At 73.9% G+C, this 15,402-nt stretch carries 15 protein-coding genes; 7 read left to right on the top strand and 8 right to left on the bottom strand.

Annotated features, from left to right (window positions below; translation table 11 throughout):
- Window positions 1-13: 13 nt before the first annotated feature.
- From ACH4J0_RS31380 to ACH4J0_RS31365, 4 genes are all read left to right on the top strand, one after another.
- A complete protein-coding gene (locus ACH4J0_RS31380) occupies window positions 14-601 on the top strand; it encodes a GNAT family N-acetyltransferase (RefSeq protein WP_396244177.1) in 588 nt (195 codons plus the stop codon).
- 109 nt (window positions 602-710) lie between these two features.
- The gene (locus tag ACH4J0_RS31375; protein WP_396244175.1) at window positions 711-1,445 is read left to right on the top strand and encodes a sensor domain-containing protein; all 735 of its coding nucleotides are present in this window, start codon (window positions 711-713) and stop codon (window positions 1,443-1,445) included.
- Between the two features lie 117 nt (window positions 1,446-1,562).
- Window positions 1,563-1,877, top strand: a complete 315-nt coding sequence (locus ACH4J0_RS31370; protein ID WP_396244173.1) for a hypothetical protein — start codon at window positions 1,563-1,565, stop codon at window positions 1,875-1,877.
- 46 nt (window positions 1,878-1,923) lie between these two features.
- On the top strand, window positions 1,924-2,370 hold the full coding sequence (locus ACH4J0_RS31365) for a GNAT family N-acetyltransferase (RefSeq protein WP_396244172.1): 447 nt from the start codon (window positions 1,924-1,926) through the stop codon (window positions 2,368-2,370).
- Here the strand turns inward: ACH4J0_RS31365 and ACH4J0_RS31360 are convergent.
- The 7 genes from ACH4J0_RS31360 to ACH4J0_RS31330 all read right to left on the bottom strand — a co-directional run bounded on the left by ACH4J0_RS31360 (window position 2,367) and on the right by ACH4J0_RS31330 (window position 9,685).
- Entirely contained in the window at window positions 2,367-3,542 is a 1,176-nt protein-coding gene (locus tag ACH4J0_RS31360) for a hypothetical protein (RefSeq protein WP_396244171.1), read from the bottom strand. The two genes, ACH4J0_RS31365 and ACH4J0_RS31360, sit on opposite strands and share 4 nt — an antisense overlap.
- A 154-nt stretch (window positions 3,543-3,696) precedes the next feature.
- A complete protein-coding gene (locus ACH4J0_RS31355; protein WP_396244170.1) occupies window positions 3,697-4,965 on the bottom strand; it encodes a hypothetical protein in 1,269 nt (422 codons plus the stop codon).
- A gap of 106 nt (window positions 4,966-5,071) precedes the next feature.
- Window positions 5,072-5,605 carry a SigE family RNA polymerase sigma factor gene (locus tag ACH4J0_RS31350; protein WP_396244248.1) on the bottom strand — a complete coding sequence of 178 codons (534 nt, stop codon included), beginning with the start codon at window positions 5,603-5,605 and terminating at the stop codon, window positions 5,072-5,074.
- Between the two features lie 97 nt (window positions 5,606-5,702).
- Window positions 5,703-6,986, bottom strand: coding sequence for a S8 family serine peptidase (locus ACH4J0_RS31345; RefSeq protein ID WP_396244169.1), 1,284 nt, complete (start codon window positions 6,984-6,986; stop codon window positions 5,703-5,705).
- A gap of 91 nt (window positions 6,987-7,077) precedes the next feature.
- A complete protein-coding gene (locus tag ACH4J0_RS31340; RefSeq protein ID WP_396244167.1) occupies window positions 7,078-7,368 on the bottom strand; it encodes a WXG100 family type VII secretion target in 291 nt (96 codons plus the stop codon).
- A 99-nt stretch (window positions 7,369-7,467) separates the two neighbouring features.
- On the bottom strand, window positions 7,468-7,770 hold the full coding sequence (locus tag ACH4J0_RS31335; RefSeq protein ID WP_360432021.1) for a WXG100 family type VII secretion target: 303 nt from the start codon (window positions 7,768-7,770) through the stop codon (window positions 7,468-7,470).
- A 181-nt stretch (window positions 7,771-7,951) separates the two neighbouring features.
- On the bottom strand, window positions 7,952-9,685 hold the full coding sequence (locus tag ACH4J0_RS31330; protein WP_396244166.1) for a type VII secretion protein EccB: 1,734 nt from the start codon (window positions 9,683-9,685) through the stop codon (window positions 7,952-7,954).
- A gap of 201 nt (window positions 9,686-9,886) precedes the next feature.
- Between ACH4J0_RS31330 and eccE the strand changes: the two genes are divergently transcribed.
- The 3 genes from eccE (at window position 9,887) to ACH4J0_RS31315 (ending at window position 14,323) form a co-directional block, all read left to right on the top strand.
- Window positions 9,887-11,293 (top strand): type VII secretion protein EccE, encoded by a 1,407-nt coding sequence (gene eccE / locus ACH4J0_RS31325; protein ID WP_396244164.1) that lies wholly within the window; start codon window positions 9,887-9,889, stop codon window positions 11,291-11,293.
- The gene (locus ACH4J0_RS31320) at window positions 11,293-12,060 is read left to right on the top strand and encodes a hypothetical protein (RefSeq protein WP_396244163.1); all 768 of its coding nucleotides are present in this window, start codon (window positions 11,293-11,295) and stop codon (window positions 12,058-12,060) included. Before eccE ends, ACH4J0_RS31320 begins: the two co-directional genes overlap by 1 nt.
- 130 nt (window positions 12,061-12,190) lie before the next feature.
- A complete protein-coding gene (locus ACH4J0_RS31315; RefSeq protein ID WP_396244161.1) occupies window positions 12,191-14,323 on the top strand; it encodes a MinD/ParA family protein in 2,133 nt (710 codons plus the stop codon).
- A 74-nt stretch (window positions 14,324-14,397) separates the two neighbouring features.
- Here the strand turns inward: ACH4J0_RS31315 and ACH4J0_RS31310 are convergent, their stop codons facing one another.
- Window positions 14,398-15,342, bottom strand: a complete 945-nt coding sequence (locus tag ACH4J0_RS31310) for a bifunctional riboflavin kinase/FAD synthetase (RefSeq protein WP_396244159.1) — start codon at window positions 15,340-15,342, stop codon at window positions 14,398-14,400.
- Between the last annotated feature and the right edge of the window lie 60 nt (window positions 15,343-15,402).

Genomic DNA, 15,402 nt, shown 5'->3' with positions numbered 1-15,402 from the left:
AGGGTCGGCAGCCATGGTCCCCGTACGCCTCACCGGTCCCAGGCTCGCCCTCCGCGAGTACCACCACACCCCGGCGGAACTGGACGCGCTGCACGCGCTGTACAGCGACCCGGAGGTGACCCGCTACCTCCCCTTCGAGCCGCGCGACCGCGAAACCTGCGCCGACCAGATCGAGCTCTACCTGGAGGAGGCGATGGCCGAGGAGCGGGACACCTACCGGCTCGCCGTCGTCCGGCGCGAGGACGCCGAGGACCCGGAGGACGCGCTGCCGGTGGCGCACGCCAGCCTCACCCTCGGCAAGTACCGCTCCGCCCACCTCGGTTACGTGCTGAGCCGCCCGGTGTGGGGGCGCGGCTACGCGGGCGAGATCGCCGGGCTGCTCTGCGGGCTCTCCTTCGGCCCGCTGGGCCTGCACCGGCTGGTCGCCCGGGTCGACGTGGACAACACGGCATCGGCCAAGGTGCTCACCAAGCTCGGCTTCCAGCTGGAGGGGCGGGTCCGGCACGACCTGTACAAGGGCGGCGTCTGGTCCGACTCGTACCAGTACTCGCTGCTCGCCGACGAGTGGACCGGCCCGCTCGCCCCGCCGCAGGGGGGTTAACCCCACCTCCGGTCCGCCGGTCCCCCGGATGCCGTCCGGGTCGCGTGTCGGCCAGACTGAAGTCCGTCAGTACGGGAGACCGCGAGAACGAGGGGCCGGGGGCCGCGAGATGAGCAACAGCACGCTGGGTCAGGAGTGGTACGACCGGGACGATCACGGCGACGGAACCCGTCCGGCCCGGGCCCGCCGGACCGAGCAGCCGCCGGGCTTCTGGCGCGCGCCGTTCTCCCGGCAGTACTACCGCGAGGTCGGATACGCGCTGACCGGCCTGCCGGTGGCGATCGTCGGCTTCGCCGTCTCGATCACCCTGTTCTGCCTCGGCGTGGGCACCTTCGTCACCGTCCTCGGCCTCCCGGTGCTGGCCGGCCTGACCACCGTCGCCCGCGGTCTGGGCCGGGCGGAGCGCGCCCGGGTGCGCGGGATGCTCGCCCTGGACGTGCCCGGCCCGGCGCCGGTGCGCCAGGTGCGTCCGGGCAACTGGGGCGCGATCACCGCGCGGCTGGCCGACGGGGCGGGCTGGCGGGCCGCGCTGCACCAGCTGGTGATGTTCCCCTGGGCGGTGTTCAGCTTCTGCCTGACCCTGACCTTCCTGGTGCTCGGCTGGGCGATGGCGCTCTACCCGGTCTACCACTGGGTCTTCCCGCGCTACACCTCCTGGCCCGGCTACCAGCTGTTCGACTACACCGACAGCCACCACGTCCGGCACGCCTACTACGTCGAGGGCACCGGGCAGATCGCCGCGTTCTCGGTGGTCGGGGTGCTGCTGATCTTCCTCACCGCGCGGCTGGTCCACGGCCTGACCGGCGTCAACCGGGCCGCCGCCCGGGGGCTGCTCGGCCGCTGAGCCCCGCTCGCCCCCGCCTGCCCCGTCCTGACCGCCTGCCTTGCCCCCCTGCCCGCCCCGCCCGCATCCGGATGCGCTTCGGATGCGGGCGGGGCGGTCCCGTGTTCGGATGACCAGGTGATCACCGCCGCGGCCCAGGAGCCCGCCCCGGAGCCGGACGTCCTGGTCACCTCCCGTCCGCTGGACGAGTACTGCGCCCTGTTCGGCCTCACCCGCGCCGGACTCGCCGCCCTGCCCGGCCCGCTGCTGGACTGCCCGGGCGGCGCGGCGGGCCTGGCCGCCGAGGCCCGCGAGCTGGGCTGCCGGGTGATCGCTGGGCGGCCCGCAGAGCCCGGCGGCCCTCCCCCGCACCCGGAGGGTCCTGGTGCTGCGGGCCGCCGACCGGGCTTGCCGACCGCCGTCGCCCCCGTCGGCCGCCGGCGCCACCGCTGAGCCCGATGTAATGGTCGCTGACCATATTCGCCCCTATACTCACCTCATGAGCGAGACCACGATCCGGCCCGCCCGACCGGCCGACGCCGACCGGCTCACCGCGCTGATCCAGGCCTCCAGCGCCTACCGCGGGGCGTACTTCGCGATGATCGACGGCTATGCCGTGGAACCGGACTACGTCGAACGCCACGAAGTCCGGATGGCCGTGGACCGCACCGACGACCGACTGCTCGGCTTCTACGCGCTGATCCACGAACCGGCCGAACTGGAGCTGATGTTCGTCGCCGACGAGGCCCAAGGGCTGGGCATCGGACGGGCGTTGATCACCGACATGCTCGACCGCGCCCGGGCCGCCGGGATCACGGCGGTCAAGGTCGTCTCGCACCCGCCCGCCGAGGGCTTCTACCTGCAGCTCGGCGCCGAGCGCACCGGCACCCGCCCGCCGCAGCCCCGGACCCCGTGGGAGCAGCCCGAACTGCGCTTCACCGTCTAGGAGTCCGACTGCCCCGCTCCCGGCGCAGTGCCCTCGCCCGGGCCCTGTGCCGAGCCCTGCCCCGGGCCCTGCGCAGCGCCCGCGGGCGCGCCGCTCCCCGCGGCGGTCGTCGGCTGCGCCGGGACGAAGGCCGTCGCCGGCAACCGGGAGAGGATCTTCTCCGCCAGCCAGCTGCGGTCCGACCCGTACGGAATCCCCCGCGGATCGACCAGCTGCGCCGCCACCGCCTCCCGCAGCCGCTGAGCCTCGGCGCCGGGCAGCCGGGAGAGCAGGCCCCGGGCGGCCAGCAGCGCGTGGTACTGCTCGAAACCCGAGCGAGGGTGCTCGATCGCGTCCAGCACGCTCGACAGGTCCGCCAGCGCAGGATCGCCCTGCATCAGCGCGAGCGCCTGGATCCGGCGGCCCTCGGTGCCGTCCGCGAAGAGGTCCCGCACCCGGTCGGCGGTCAGCGCCGAGCGCTTCGCGGTCGAGCGGACCTCCGCCACCACGCCGTCGGGCCCGGCCGGGGAACCCGTGGCGGGCGGCAACTGGGCGGCCAGCGCGTCGGGTTGACCGGCGCTGCCGCCGAGTATCCCGAGCTGCTGCATCGCGCGCACCCGCAGGTCGTCGGCGCCCACCTTGTCGCCCCGCCGGTCGCGGTCCTGACCGGCCAGGAAGAGGTCCAGCGCCTCGTCCGTCTCGGTCAGCACCCGCGGCAGCGCCAGCCTGGTCACCAGCCAGCCGGCCAGGAAGCCGAGGACCAGGAAGTACAGCACCAGCGCGGCCGCGAACGGCGCCGCGGCACCCGTGCCGCCGAGCACGGGCGCCAGCGCCGTACCGAGCTGGTGCAGCCGCTCGCCGAGCGAGCCGAGCTGGGTCAGTCCGACGCCCAGCAGCACCTTGGTCAGCCAGTCGGAGACCTGCTCCAGATTGGTGTTGGGCGCGTACGAGCCCTGCGGCTCACCGGAGCCGCTCTTCACCCGGGGCACTCCGAACAGGAAGCCCAGCGCGCCGCCGAGCACCGTCGAGGCGCCGGCCACCACCAGGCCGCCGCCGAGCGCCTGCCAGGCCTGCGCCCGGCCGAGCGCGAACAGCAGCAGCCCGAGCAGGCCCGTACCGCCCAGCACTCCGGCCGCCGTCCACTGCGCCGTCCGCAGCGCCGACGTGCCGACCCTTCGCCGTGCCACCGCCATCGCCCGCCCCCTGTGTCCGCGCCGCTCTGCGCCCCGTCGTTGCCCGGGGGGGGGGGGGGCCCCGGGGGCCCCCCCCCCCCCCCCCCCCCCCCCCCCCCGCGGGGCCCCCCCCCCCCCCCCCCCCCCCCGCCCCCCCCCCCCACGTCCGTGACCGCTACTTCTTGGGCTTCCACGCCGGGCTGGTGGCGATCGCCTTCAGCTGGTCCAGGCTGAGCAGCGGCTTGCCGGTCGGCGGCTCGCCGACCTGGACGAGGAGGTCGTCGCGCACCACGTCGGCCATCGGCGCGCCCCCCGGACTGGGCGTCCCCGGGCCGTAGAGCCTGAGCTGACCGCCCCCGGGCAGCGTGGTCGCACCCCCGGACGTCGCCTTCGCCTTGTCCTCCGACTGCGCCGACAGCTTCTGCACCCGCACGACCAGCGAGCCGGTGGCGCCCCCCTGGGCGAGCTGGACGTTCATGACGACCTCGTTGCCGTCGACCTTGGTGGCGGTCACCCCGGCGGGCAGCAGATCGGAGAGGATCGCCTGCCGGTCCTGCAGGGACACCCCGGTGCTCATGGCGGCGTAGTCGACGCCGTCGGGCTTGACCGCCGCGGCGATCCGGTCCCAGGACCTGTCGGTCACGACCGCCTTGAGCTGGTCCAGGGTGAGCGGCGGGTTGGGACGGCTGTCGGGCGCGCCCTTCTCCTGGGGCGAGTTCCACTCGCTGAGGTTGATCTCCCGGCCGTCGGGCCCGGTCAGCGACGCCATCCACTCCTTGGTGGTGGCGCGGTGGTCCGGGTACTCGTAGCCCTCGCTGAGGTACAGCTTGGAGCCGTCCGCCAGGGTCGTGACCGAGCACGCGTCGAGCTGGCCGGGCTTGAGCTCCGGGCAGGACCGGTCCTGGCTCTGGCCCGGGCGGTGCTTCTGGACACCGACCATGAGGAGCGACTTGCCGGCCCCGTCGTCGAACACCAGCTTGGCGCCCACGTAGGTGCCCTTGAGCTCGGGGTCGTCGGTGCCGCGGCCACTGGCGTCGGTGATCCCGCCCTTGGGCAGCAGGGCCTTGAAGGTGGACAGCACCTCGTCGCCGGTGACCACCGCGGCGGCGGTGGGAGTGGGGGTGGGGGTGGGGGTGGGGGTGCCCGCACCGGCGGAGGCCGGGGTCAGGGCGGTCCCGGCCCCAGTGGAGGCGGCGGCCACCGTGGCCGTGCCGCCGGACGTCGAACCGTTGCCGGTCAGGTACACCGCCCCGGTGCCCACCAGGGCCAGCGCGGCGGCACCGCCCACCACCGCGGCGGCCGAGCGGCGGCGCCAGCGGCGGCGGCCGCGCTGGTACCCGCCCGCGACCATCCCGGGCTGGTCGGCCCGGTCGGGGCGGAAACCCTCACCCGTGCGGGTGAGGGCGTAGAGAAGATCGTCTTCGAACTTGTCCGGCTCGGACATGGCGGATCACCGTCTCCTTGCATCGCGGAAGTGCCAGATGTGGTCAGCGGGTGGTGCGGAACGTCGGCGCGAGGTGCGGAGGACGTCGGCCGAGGTGCGGAGGACGTCAGCGGGCGGCCAGTTCGGCCAGCGAGTCGCCGAGCAGGTTGCGCAGCCGGGCCAGCGCCCGGGTGGTCCTGGTCCGGACCGCGCCGGAGGACAGCCGCAGCACCTCGGCGGTCTCCTCCACGCTGCGGTCCTCCCAGTAGCGCAGCACCAGCACGGCCCGGTCCTTCGCCGACATCTGCCCGAGCGCGTCGAGCAGGGTCAGCCGCAGACTGCTGTCCGCGTCGTGCCCCTCCCGCTCCGGCAGGGCCTCGGTCGGGCGCTCGCCGCTGGAACGGCGGCGCTGCTGGGCGAGGAAGGTGCGAACCATCACCGTGTGGGTGTAGGCCGCCGGGTTCTCGATCCGGTTCCGGCCGCCGGTGAAGGCACTGCGCCGCCAGAGCACGTACATCCGGCTGAGGGCCTCCTGCACGAGGTCCTCGGCGTAGTGGGTGTCGCCGCTGGTGAGCAGACAGGCCGAGCGGTAGAGGTGGCCGGTGCGGCAGGAGACGAGCTCCAGGAACTCGGCGTCCTTGGCCTCCCGGCCACCCCTCATCCACCCCATCGCCCGCCGCTCCCCCGTGTCCGTGTGCCCCTGACACCTGATGGATGCGGTGGGCGGGCGCCGGTGTTACAGGCGTTCCGCGGGTTTTTCAGTCGGCGGACTTGCGGCGGTGGTCGCGCAGCACGACGCCCCCGCCGATCAGCAGGGCCACCAGCAGCGCGCCCGCGCCGACCACGTACGTGGCGGTGCGGCCGTCCCGGTCGGCCTGGGTCTCGCCGAGGCCGACCGGCGCCGGCACGATCGGGGCGGAGGCCAGCTGCACCGGGGCGTCCGGGACGGCCTCGGACGGCGGGTTCTCGGGCGCCTTGGTGACGGCCTTGACCGGGTCCACCACGCCCCAGCCGATGAACTCGTTGGGGCCGCGCTCGGTGCGCTGGGCGCTCTGCTCGATCCAGGCCCGCACCTGGGCCGGCGTCCAGTCCGGGTGCGCGCCGGTCAGCAGGGCGGCGAGTCCGGCGACGTACGGGGCGGCGAAGCTGGTGCCGTTGTCGACGCACTGGCCGCCGCCGGGCACCGTGGAGAGCATCTCGACGCCGGGCGCGGCGACCTTCACGAAGGAGCCGTACTGGGAGAACGGCGCGCGCTCGTTGTTTCGGTCGGAGGCGCCCACGGACAGCACGGTCGGGAAGGCGCCCGGGTAGGTGTCGCCCTCCTTGCCGTCGTTGCCGCTGGAGGCGACCACCACGATCCTGGCGTCCTCGGCCGCCTGGATCGCGGCCTTGAGCTCCTGGTAGCCGCCGAAGTGGGCGTCACCCGCGCCGCGTACGTCCTGGGAGATGTTGATGACCCTGATGAGGGACGTCTGCGGACCCTTGTTCTTGACGACGTCGGTGTTGTTCCTGACGACGTCGTTGATGGCCGCGGTGAGGCTGGAGACGTCGCCGTTGCCCTCGCTGTCGTTCTGCCGGATCGCGTAGATCCGCGCGTCGGGGGCCAGTCCGACGAAACCGGTCCGGTCGCTGCGGCTCGCCGCGATGATGCCGGCCACCTTGGTTCCGTGGCCGACCGTGTCGTTCTTGGAGGTGCCGTCGACCGGCTTGTTGTTCTGCTTGTCGAACAGCAGGCTGGGGCCCGCGTCCACCTTGCCGGCCAGCTGCGGGTTGCCGTCGTCCACCCCGGTGTCGATGACCGCGACCCGCACGCCGCTGCCGGTGGTCTTCCCGCCCTGCCACAACTCGTCGAGCAGCAGCCGCTGGAGCGACCACGGCACGGTCTGCACGTCGGGCGCGGGCCTGGGGCAGTCACCGGCGGAGGCCAGCCCGGGCCCGTCCGCGTACGCCGGGGCGGTCAGCGGACCGCCCAGCACCACGAGCGCGGCCAGCGCCGCGGCCGTCCTACGGAACCGGCGTCCGGACACCCTGCCACCCCTCATGTTCTCCACCCCGTGCCGCACCACGCGCCGAAGGGCGGGTGCCCGGAAGCCCGGGTACCCGCCCCTGTCGTTCCCGTCCGGGAACGGTCGATCAGCCCCAGAGACCGGCGTTCTTCTTCTCGGTCGCGTGGTAGCTCTGCGCGGCGCTCTCCAGGGAGCCGGAGATCTTGGCGCAGGTGTCCTTCAGGTTCTGGGCGGCGTTGTCCCACTTGGCCTGCTGGGCGTTGTAACCCTGCTGGGCCTGGCCCTGCCAGCCCTGGGAGATCTTGACGACCTCCTTGCGAAGGTCGGACAGCATCTGCTCGATCCTGTTGGCCGAGTTCTGCACGTCCTGCGACGCCTGGTGGAGGCTCTGGAAGTTGACGAGGATGTGGTCGGTCACAATGTCTCCCTTGACGAGGATGCGGAGCACCCCGCGCTCAGCCGCGGGCGCCCCGGCGGGTGGAAGGTCGGAACGGAGCGGATATCAGGACTGCCGTGATCAGCTCTGCGGGCCGAACAGCGCCTTCTGCTCCTCTTCGGCACTCGCGTAGTGCTTGGTGGTGAGCTCGATGGCGTGCTTGATCGCGGTCAGCGATTCCTTCAGGTCCTTGACGTCCTTGTCGACCTGGTCCTGCAGGGCCTTGTAGGCGTCCGCCGCCTGGCCCTTCCAACCGCCGGAGACGTTCTGGACCGAGGTCTGGAGCGCGGAGCGCTCCTGCTCGATCTGGCCGATCGCCGTCTCGATCTTGCCGGCGAAGTCCATCATCTCCTGTGCGGTCACCGTGAACTGGCCGTCACTCATGCTCCACCATCCCCCATGAGACAAACATTGTGTGTGCGGAGGGCCCCAGGGTCCTGCCGCCGCATCACCCGTGTGATGTCGAGCAGCACTGTAGTCGGCACACGCAACTCACCCAACATCGAGCGCTGAGTAGTTACCAGACCATGACACTGGGGCCAAGTCCGTTGCCGGGACCGGCCGGTCAGGCGTTCTGCGGCTGCGCGGCGCTCTTCGCCGTCAGCGGCGGACCGGCCGGAACCAGGTTCGACCACTCCTTCGGTACCGGCAGCGGCTGGACGTTCTGGTAGCCCAGTCGTGCCTGGTTGCCGCCGGGCTGGTCGTCCGGGTTCTGCGTCGGCTGGCCACCGGCGCCGGGGTTCGGGGTGCTCTGCTGCGGGACCGGCGTCTTCGCGGCGCCGCTCGCACCCGGCGACGGGCTGGGGCCGTGGCCGCCGTCACCGTTCGCCGGGACGGAGTAGCGCAGGCCGGTCTCGGTGATCAGGAAGTCGGTGCCGGAGCCGTCGGGCGCACCGGAGTTGGCACCGGCCGCGTTGGCACCGGGCTGGCTGCCGCCGGGCTGGTTGCCGCCGCCCGCGTTGTCCACCGCCCGGTAGAACAGGCCGTGGCCGGGCGTCACGTACGCCGCCCCCGCGCCGTTGTTGTACGCCGCGGGGTAGGACGTCCCGGCCCAGACGCTGCGCTTGGGCGTGTGCCCGTCCTCGGCCATGCCGTCGAAAGTGCTGCAGACGACCAGCCGGGCGTCCTGGCGGTCCTGCCAGTTGTTCACCGGCGCACCGGACTTCAGCGGCCAGTCGTCCGGGGTGTCGGGCAGCTTCACGTCGGTGTTGAACCTGGACTGGTCGTCCGGGGTCATGTCGTCGCTGCGCGGCCGCTTGTCCTGGTCGTACTTGTAGAGCACCTGGTAGGCCGGGTTCTGCCGGATCAGCTCCGCCTGGAACGGGGTGATCAGGAAGAGGCTGTCCTTGCCGACCACGTAGTTGCGGTCCTGGTAGTGCACCAGTCGGCCGATCCGGCGGTCCGCCGCATTGCCCAGGTTCACACCGGAGTTGGCACCCTGGCTGTCCGTCATGCCCTTGACGTCCGGGAAGCTGATCGGGCTGGCGTTCACCAGGGTGTCCAGCCACTCCCGCTTGACCCGCTGCGGCACCGCGTTGGGCCCGAAGACCGCGGTGATCAGCGCCCTGCGCTCCTTGTCGTCCGACTTCGGGCCGATCACGTGCTTGCGGCCCTGCGCGTCGACCAGGAACACCGGCGCGGCGCCCCCGGCGGACTGGCCCGAGGTGGTCGAGACCTGCTGCTCGTCGGCCTGCTGCACCAGCATCAGCTGGTCCGGGCCGAGGATCCGGTCCTTCGCGGTGAGCGCCGCCGCGTCCGGGCCGGCCGCCACGAACACCGCCTGGTTGACGGTCTCCTGCTTGTCGTCCGAGCCCGGCCGGTCGCAGACCGCCCATTTCATCGCCTGGCTGGCGTTGTCCTTGCTCGGCAACTTGTCGGGGGCGTACGGGATCCCGATGGTCGGCCCGTGGTTGGGGTAGCGGTCCAGCACCCCGTCGTCCACCACGACGACCTTGGCGTCCGCCGGCAGGACCAGCCGCGCCGAGGACATGTTGAGCACCTGGTGCAGCCGCTTGGTCTTGCCGTCCGGATCCGTCAGCACCACGTAGCGGGTGGTCGACTGCTTGCCCTGGATGATGTTCTTGCCGTTGTCCCACTGCAGCGGCGCGGCGGGCTTGAACACCCCCCAGAGGCCGAACCCGGCCACCACCACCGCCCCGACCAGCACGCTCGGCAGCACCGCCTTCACCGGGCGCGGCGCGTCCTCGTCGCTGCCGCCGCCGGAGGGCAGCAGGAACGCCCCCACCGTGCGTTTGCGCGCGAAGGTGTACGCGTTCAGCTCGTCCCGGCGCGATGCCATCCTCGTCGTCCCCCTCTGTCAGACGTGTGCCAGACGCGGTCGGCCTCCCGTCGGCCCGACCGTCCCCGTGCTCCGCACCCGCCGGGCGGGAACCGGCCCGAACCCTCTACGATGCGGCAGCAGACGGTGAGTACGGTACGGGTACGGTCCGCGAACCAGCCAGCCGGGCCGCGACAACGGATCAGAGAGGGCCACCGGGGGATGCCAAGCCAGACCGCTCCAGAACGCCGCGGCACCGCGGGCGGCGGAAGGTCGCGCCGGTCCGGACGGGCCCGACGCGGCGGCCCGCCCGCCGGGGCCACGGCCGTCCACCAGCCGACGACGGGCAGCGCCGGCGGCGCCGTCCAGGTGCGCGTCAACCCCCGACCCGGCCTGCTCGGTGGCCGGTTGAAGCTCCAGCAGATCGTCCTGGTGGAAGTCGCGGCCGCCCTGGTCGCGGTCGGATGGACGATCAGCCGCCCGGTCGCGGCCGGCTTCGGCGCGGTCTCCCTGCTCCTGCTGGTGCTGGCGGTCGTCCCGCTGCGCGGCCGCACCATCCCGGAACTGCTGCGGGTGCGCTCCGCCCTCAAGTCCCGCCGCAAGCAGGCGAAGTCGCTGCTGCCGCCGCCCGGCACCGACCCGGCCCTGGCGCCCGCGCTGGAGCTCGAACCCGGGCTGCGCACCTGCACCCACGCCACCGAGGCCGACTTCGGCGGGCGCCCCGTCCGCCGCGAGACCGGCATGGTCGGCGACGGCACCTTCCTCAGCTCGGTGCTGCTCGTCCAGGCCAAGGACCAGCCGCTGCGCCCGGTGCGCACCGCGCTGCCGCTGCCGCTGGACGTCATCTGCTCGGCGCTCACCGTGGACGACATCACCCTGGAGTCGGTGCAGCTGGTCCAGCACACCCAGCCCGCCCCGGCCCCGCACCTGCCCGAGCAGTCACTGGCCGCCCGCGCCTACCGCGAGCTGCCGGACGGCACCTCCACCCCCGGGCTGCGGCTGACCTGGGTCGCCCTCAAGCTCGACCCGGAGCGCGCGGCCACCGCCGTCCGGGCCCGCGGCGGCGGCGAGGAGGGCGCCCGCAAGGCGCTCCAGCGGGTGACCGACCAGCTCGCCGGGCGGCTCAACAGCGCCGGGTTCAACGCCACCGTGCTGGACGAGCGCGAGCTGATCGCCGCGCTGGCCATCGCCACCTGCGCCAACCCGATCGCGGTGGCCGGACGCCAGGGCACCGGCAGCGGCGGCGGCACCACCCGCCGCACCCAGGAGGGCAACCGCTTCTGGCGGATCGACGACCGCTGGCACAGCACCTACTGGATCTCCCGCTGGCCGCTGCTCGGCCGCCCCGGCGGCGCCCCCGGCCGGATCGGCGCACCGGACCTGGTCAACCTGATCACCGGCTCCCCCGCGCTGGCCAGCACCTTCAGCCTCACCGCCGGGCACGGCACCGGCGGCTCGGTGACCGTCAGCGGGCACCTGCGGGTGACCGGGCGCAGTGAGAGCGAGGTCGGCCAGGTCGGCCGCCAGGTGGAGGCGCGGGCCCAGAGCACCGGCCTCGGCCTGGTCCGGCTCGATCTCGAACAGGCCCCCGGCATGCTCGCCACCCTGCCGCTGGGAGGAGCGTCCTGATGGCGTACCAGACCTATCCGTCCCCAGGCCCTCAGCCGGGCACCGAGCAGCGGCGCCCCCGACCGCGGATCCTGCCCGGCTTCGGGCTGCGCGGACCGCGCCGGGAGAAGCACGTGCTGGAGGCCGCCGACCTCGGCGCGCTGGCCTTCCCGGTCGGCGACGACGGCGTGGTGATCGGTGTCGACCCGCAGGGACTGCCCGCGGTGCTCGGCCTGTTCCGCCCCAGCTCGTACGACCTGGTGCTGGTCGGCGGCATCTGGACGGCGCAGGTCATCGCGCTGCGGGCGGCCGCGATCGGCGCCCGGGTCGCGGTGGAGACCGCCCGCGCACAGCTGTGGGGGCCGATGGCGCAGGCCGCCGGCGGCGGTCAGCCCTGCGTGACGATCCACCAGGTCGGACGGCTCGGCCCGCAGGGCGCCTCGGTGGCCTCGCCGGTCCTGGTGGTGCGCGACCTCGGCGCCCGCCCGCCGCGCAGCCGGCTCTCCGCCGCGCCCTGGCAGACCACCCTGACCCTGCTGCCCTACCTGGGGCCGAACGCCTCCCGGGTGCTCAACGCGGCCGACCTGGTCGGCGTGCAGCGGATCTCCCCGCAGGAGGCCGAGCTGACCGGCCGGGTGCTGTCCCTGCCGCCGGAGGACGTGGCCGCGCTGCCCACCCTCGGCGACGACCTCACCCTGTGGGCGACCCGGATGCGGCGTCAGTACGTCCGGGCGGTGGCCGGGCAGGCCGAACAGCAGGTGCTCGGAGGCCCGCGCCGGATGGACTGAGGGGCGCGTCCGGGCCGGTCGATCCCGGTCCGGAACCGAAGCCGCCTTCAACAGGGGCAGCCGAACGGCCTAGTCTTTGTTGCGGCAACGGCACCGCTGAACAAGCGGCGGCGAACACGAGGGAGCCCTAGTGAGCAGCGATCGGGACGGCGTCTACGTCGGCGACAACGCGGCGGAGGACGACGACGACTGGTCCGACGCGCCCGATTACACTCCCCCGTCCTGGTACGTGCAGTCGGGTCCGGCGGCGCCGCCCGCTGCCGGGCAGGCTCCCGCGGCCGAGCCGGCCGGGCCGGGGGCTGCCCCGGCTCAGGCAGCGGCACCGGCACCGGCACCGGCACCGGCGGCCGAGCAGACGCCAGCGCCCGTGGCCCAGCCCCAGGCTCCGGTCCCTGCGGAGGCCCCGGCCCAGGTCCCCGCCCCCGCTCCCGCGCCTGCTCCGGCGGCCGAGCCGGGCCCGGCGCCCGCAGCGGTTCCGCCGGTCCCGCCCGTCCAGGCCGAGGCGCAGCACGTTCCGTTCCCGACGGCGGCTCCCGCTCCGGCCCCGGCGGCGCCGCAGCCGGGCGCGCCTCAGCCAGGCGCGCCGCAGCCGCAGTCCTACCCGGCGCCCGTCGCGACGCCGGCGCCGCAGCCGGCGCAGCCCGTACCGCCGCAGAACTTCGCGCAGCCTCCGGCCCAGTCGGTGCCGGGCCAGCCGGTGCCGCAGTCGCTCCAGGACCCGCAGCCCGGGTGGGATCCGCAGGCCGCCTGGGCCGCCCAGCCGCAGCAGGGCCAGCCCGCGCAGCCCGTCCAGCCTCAGCCTCAGCCCGCGCTGCCGCTCCAGCCGCAGTCCGGCGCGGTGGACCCGCGCCAGGGCGGCTGGCCGCAGCCCGGTGCCTACCCGCCCCCGGCCGCGCCCCAACCCGGCCAGCCCATGCAGCCCGTGCAGCCCGGCCAGCCCGCGCAGCCCCAGCAGCCGGGCCCCGCACAGCCCTGGCCGCCGCAGGGCGCCGCCGCACCTCAGCCCGCAGCGTTCCAGCAGGCCGCCGCCCCGCAGCAGACCGCGCACGGCGCCCCGCTCGGCTACACCGCCGCCGTCGAGCTGTCCTCGGACCGGCTGCTGCGCAGCCAGCCCAAGCAGCAGCGCCAGCAGCCACGGTTCCAGTTCGGCGGCAAGGCCGCGGCGGCCGAGAAGGCCCGCAAGCTGGAGATCATCCGCACCCCGGTGCTGAGCTGCTACCGGATCGCCGTGATCAGCCTCAAGGGCGGGGTCGGCAAGACCACGACCACCACCGCGCTCGGCGCGACCCTGGCCAGCGAGCGCCAGGACAAGGTGATCGCGATCGACGCCAACCCGGACGCCGGCACGCTCGGCCGCCGGGTCAAGCGCCAGACCGGCGCGACCATCCGCGACCTGGTGACGGCGATCCCGCACCTGCGCAGCTACATGGACATCCGTCAGTTCACCTCGCAGGACCTGAACTCGGGCCTGGAGATCCTGGCGAACGACGTCGACCCGGCGGTCTCGACCACCTTCAACGACTCGGACTACCGCCAGGTCATCGAGGTGCTGGGCCGCCAGTACCCGATCATCCTGACCGACTCCGGCACCGGTCTGCTGTACAGCGCGATGCGCGGGGTGCTGGACCTCGCCGACCAGCTGATCATCGTCTCCACCCCGAGCGTGGACGGCGCCTCCAGCGCCTCGACCACGCTGGACTGGCTCTCCGCGCACGGCTACGCCGACCTGGTGCAGCGCAGCATCACGGTGGTCTCCGGGGTGCGCGAGACCAGCAAGATGATCAAGGTCGAGGACATCGTCGCGCACTTCCAGACCCGCTGCCGCGGCGTCGTCGTGGTGCCCTTCGACGAGAGCCTGGCGGCCGGCGCCGAGGTCAACCTCGACATGATGCGGCCCAAGGTGCGCGAGGCGTACTTCGAGCTGGCCACCCTGGTCGGCGAGGACATCGTCCGGGCCCAGCAGGCGGCCGCCCAGCAGGCCGGCTGGCAACAGCAGGCGCAGGCCGCCCACCAGCAGCAGCCGGGCCACCCCCAGCCGTACGCCGACCCCCAGCAGGCCCCCCAGCCCGCGCCCGGCGCACCGTGGGGGGTGCAGCCCGGCCAGCCCGCGCCCCCGCCCGGCTACGGCTGGCCCCAGCCCCAGCCCTACGCCGACCCGCAGCAGCAGGCCCCCCAGCCCCCGCCGCCGCCCGGGTACGGCTACCCGCCCCAGCAGCAGCCGCCCGGCTACGGTTACCCGCCCCAGCAGCCGCCCCAGCAGTAGGACGACGAAGGGCCCGCCGACCAGGAGTCGGCGGGCCCTCGGCCGCAGCACCGACCAGGAGCCGGCGCCGGACGTCAGTCGGCGTCGGTCAGCTCACGCGCGTGCTTGACGTCGTCGGCCATCCGGTCGAGCAGCGCCTCGATGGAGTCGAACTTCTCCATCCCGCGCAGGTAGGCCAGGAAGTCCACGGCCACGTGCAACCCGTACAGGTCCAGGCCGACCCGGTCGATGGCGTACGCCTCGACGGTGCGGGCGGTGCCGTCGAAGGTCGGGTTGGTGCCGACCGAGATCGCCGCCGGCATCCGCTCGCCCTGGGCGGTCAGCCAGCCCGCGTACACGCCGTCCGCCGGGACGGCGCTGTGCGGCACGGTCTCCACATTGGCGGTCGGGTAGCCGAGCTCGCGGCCGCGTTGCGCGCCGCGCACCACCACGCCCTCGACCCGGTGCGGGCGGCCGAGCACCTCGTTGGCGCCGGTCATGTCCCCGGTCCCGACCAGTCGGCGGGTCAGGCTGGAGGAGAACGGCTCGCCGTCCCCGGCGCTGCCGCACACCTGGAGGTCCACCACCTCGACCTGGAAGTCGTCCGCCCGGCCCAGCTCGGTGAGCAGGGCGACGTCCCCGGCGGCCTTGTGCCCGAAGCGGAAGTTGGGGCCCTCGATGACGACCCGGGCGTGCAGCGCCTCCACCAGCACCTGCTGGACGAAGGTCTCCGGCGACTCCTGGGAGAACTCGGTGGTGAACGGCAGCACCAGCACCGCGTCCACGCCCAGTTCGGCGATCAGCTCGGCCCGGCGCGGGTGCGGCGCGAGCAGCGGCGGGTGGCTGCCCGGGCGGATCACCTCGCGGGGGTGCGGGTCGAAGGTCACCACGACCGAGGGAAGGCCGAGTTCGCGGGCCCGCTCGACCGCCTGCCCGATGATCAACTGGTGCCCGCGGTGCACCCCGTCGAACGAGCCGATGGTGACGACGCTGCGTCCCCAGTCAGCGGGGATCTCCTCCAGGCCACGCCAGCGCTGCACCCGACTGCTCCTCGTTCCGTACGGTGCGTACCCTCGGTACGCTCAAACGCTCAAAACCCG

It is taken from the genome of Kitasatospora sp. NPDC017646 (assembly GCF_044329365.1).
In the GTDB taxonomy this organism is placed as follows: Bacteria; Actinomycetota; Actinomycetes; order Streptomycetales; family Streptomycetaceae; genus Kitasatospora.
Note: the sequence above shows the minus strand (reverse complement) of the source record. Positions and strands in the feature narration are given on the sequence as shown.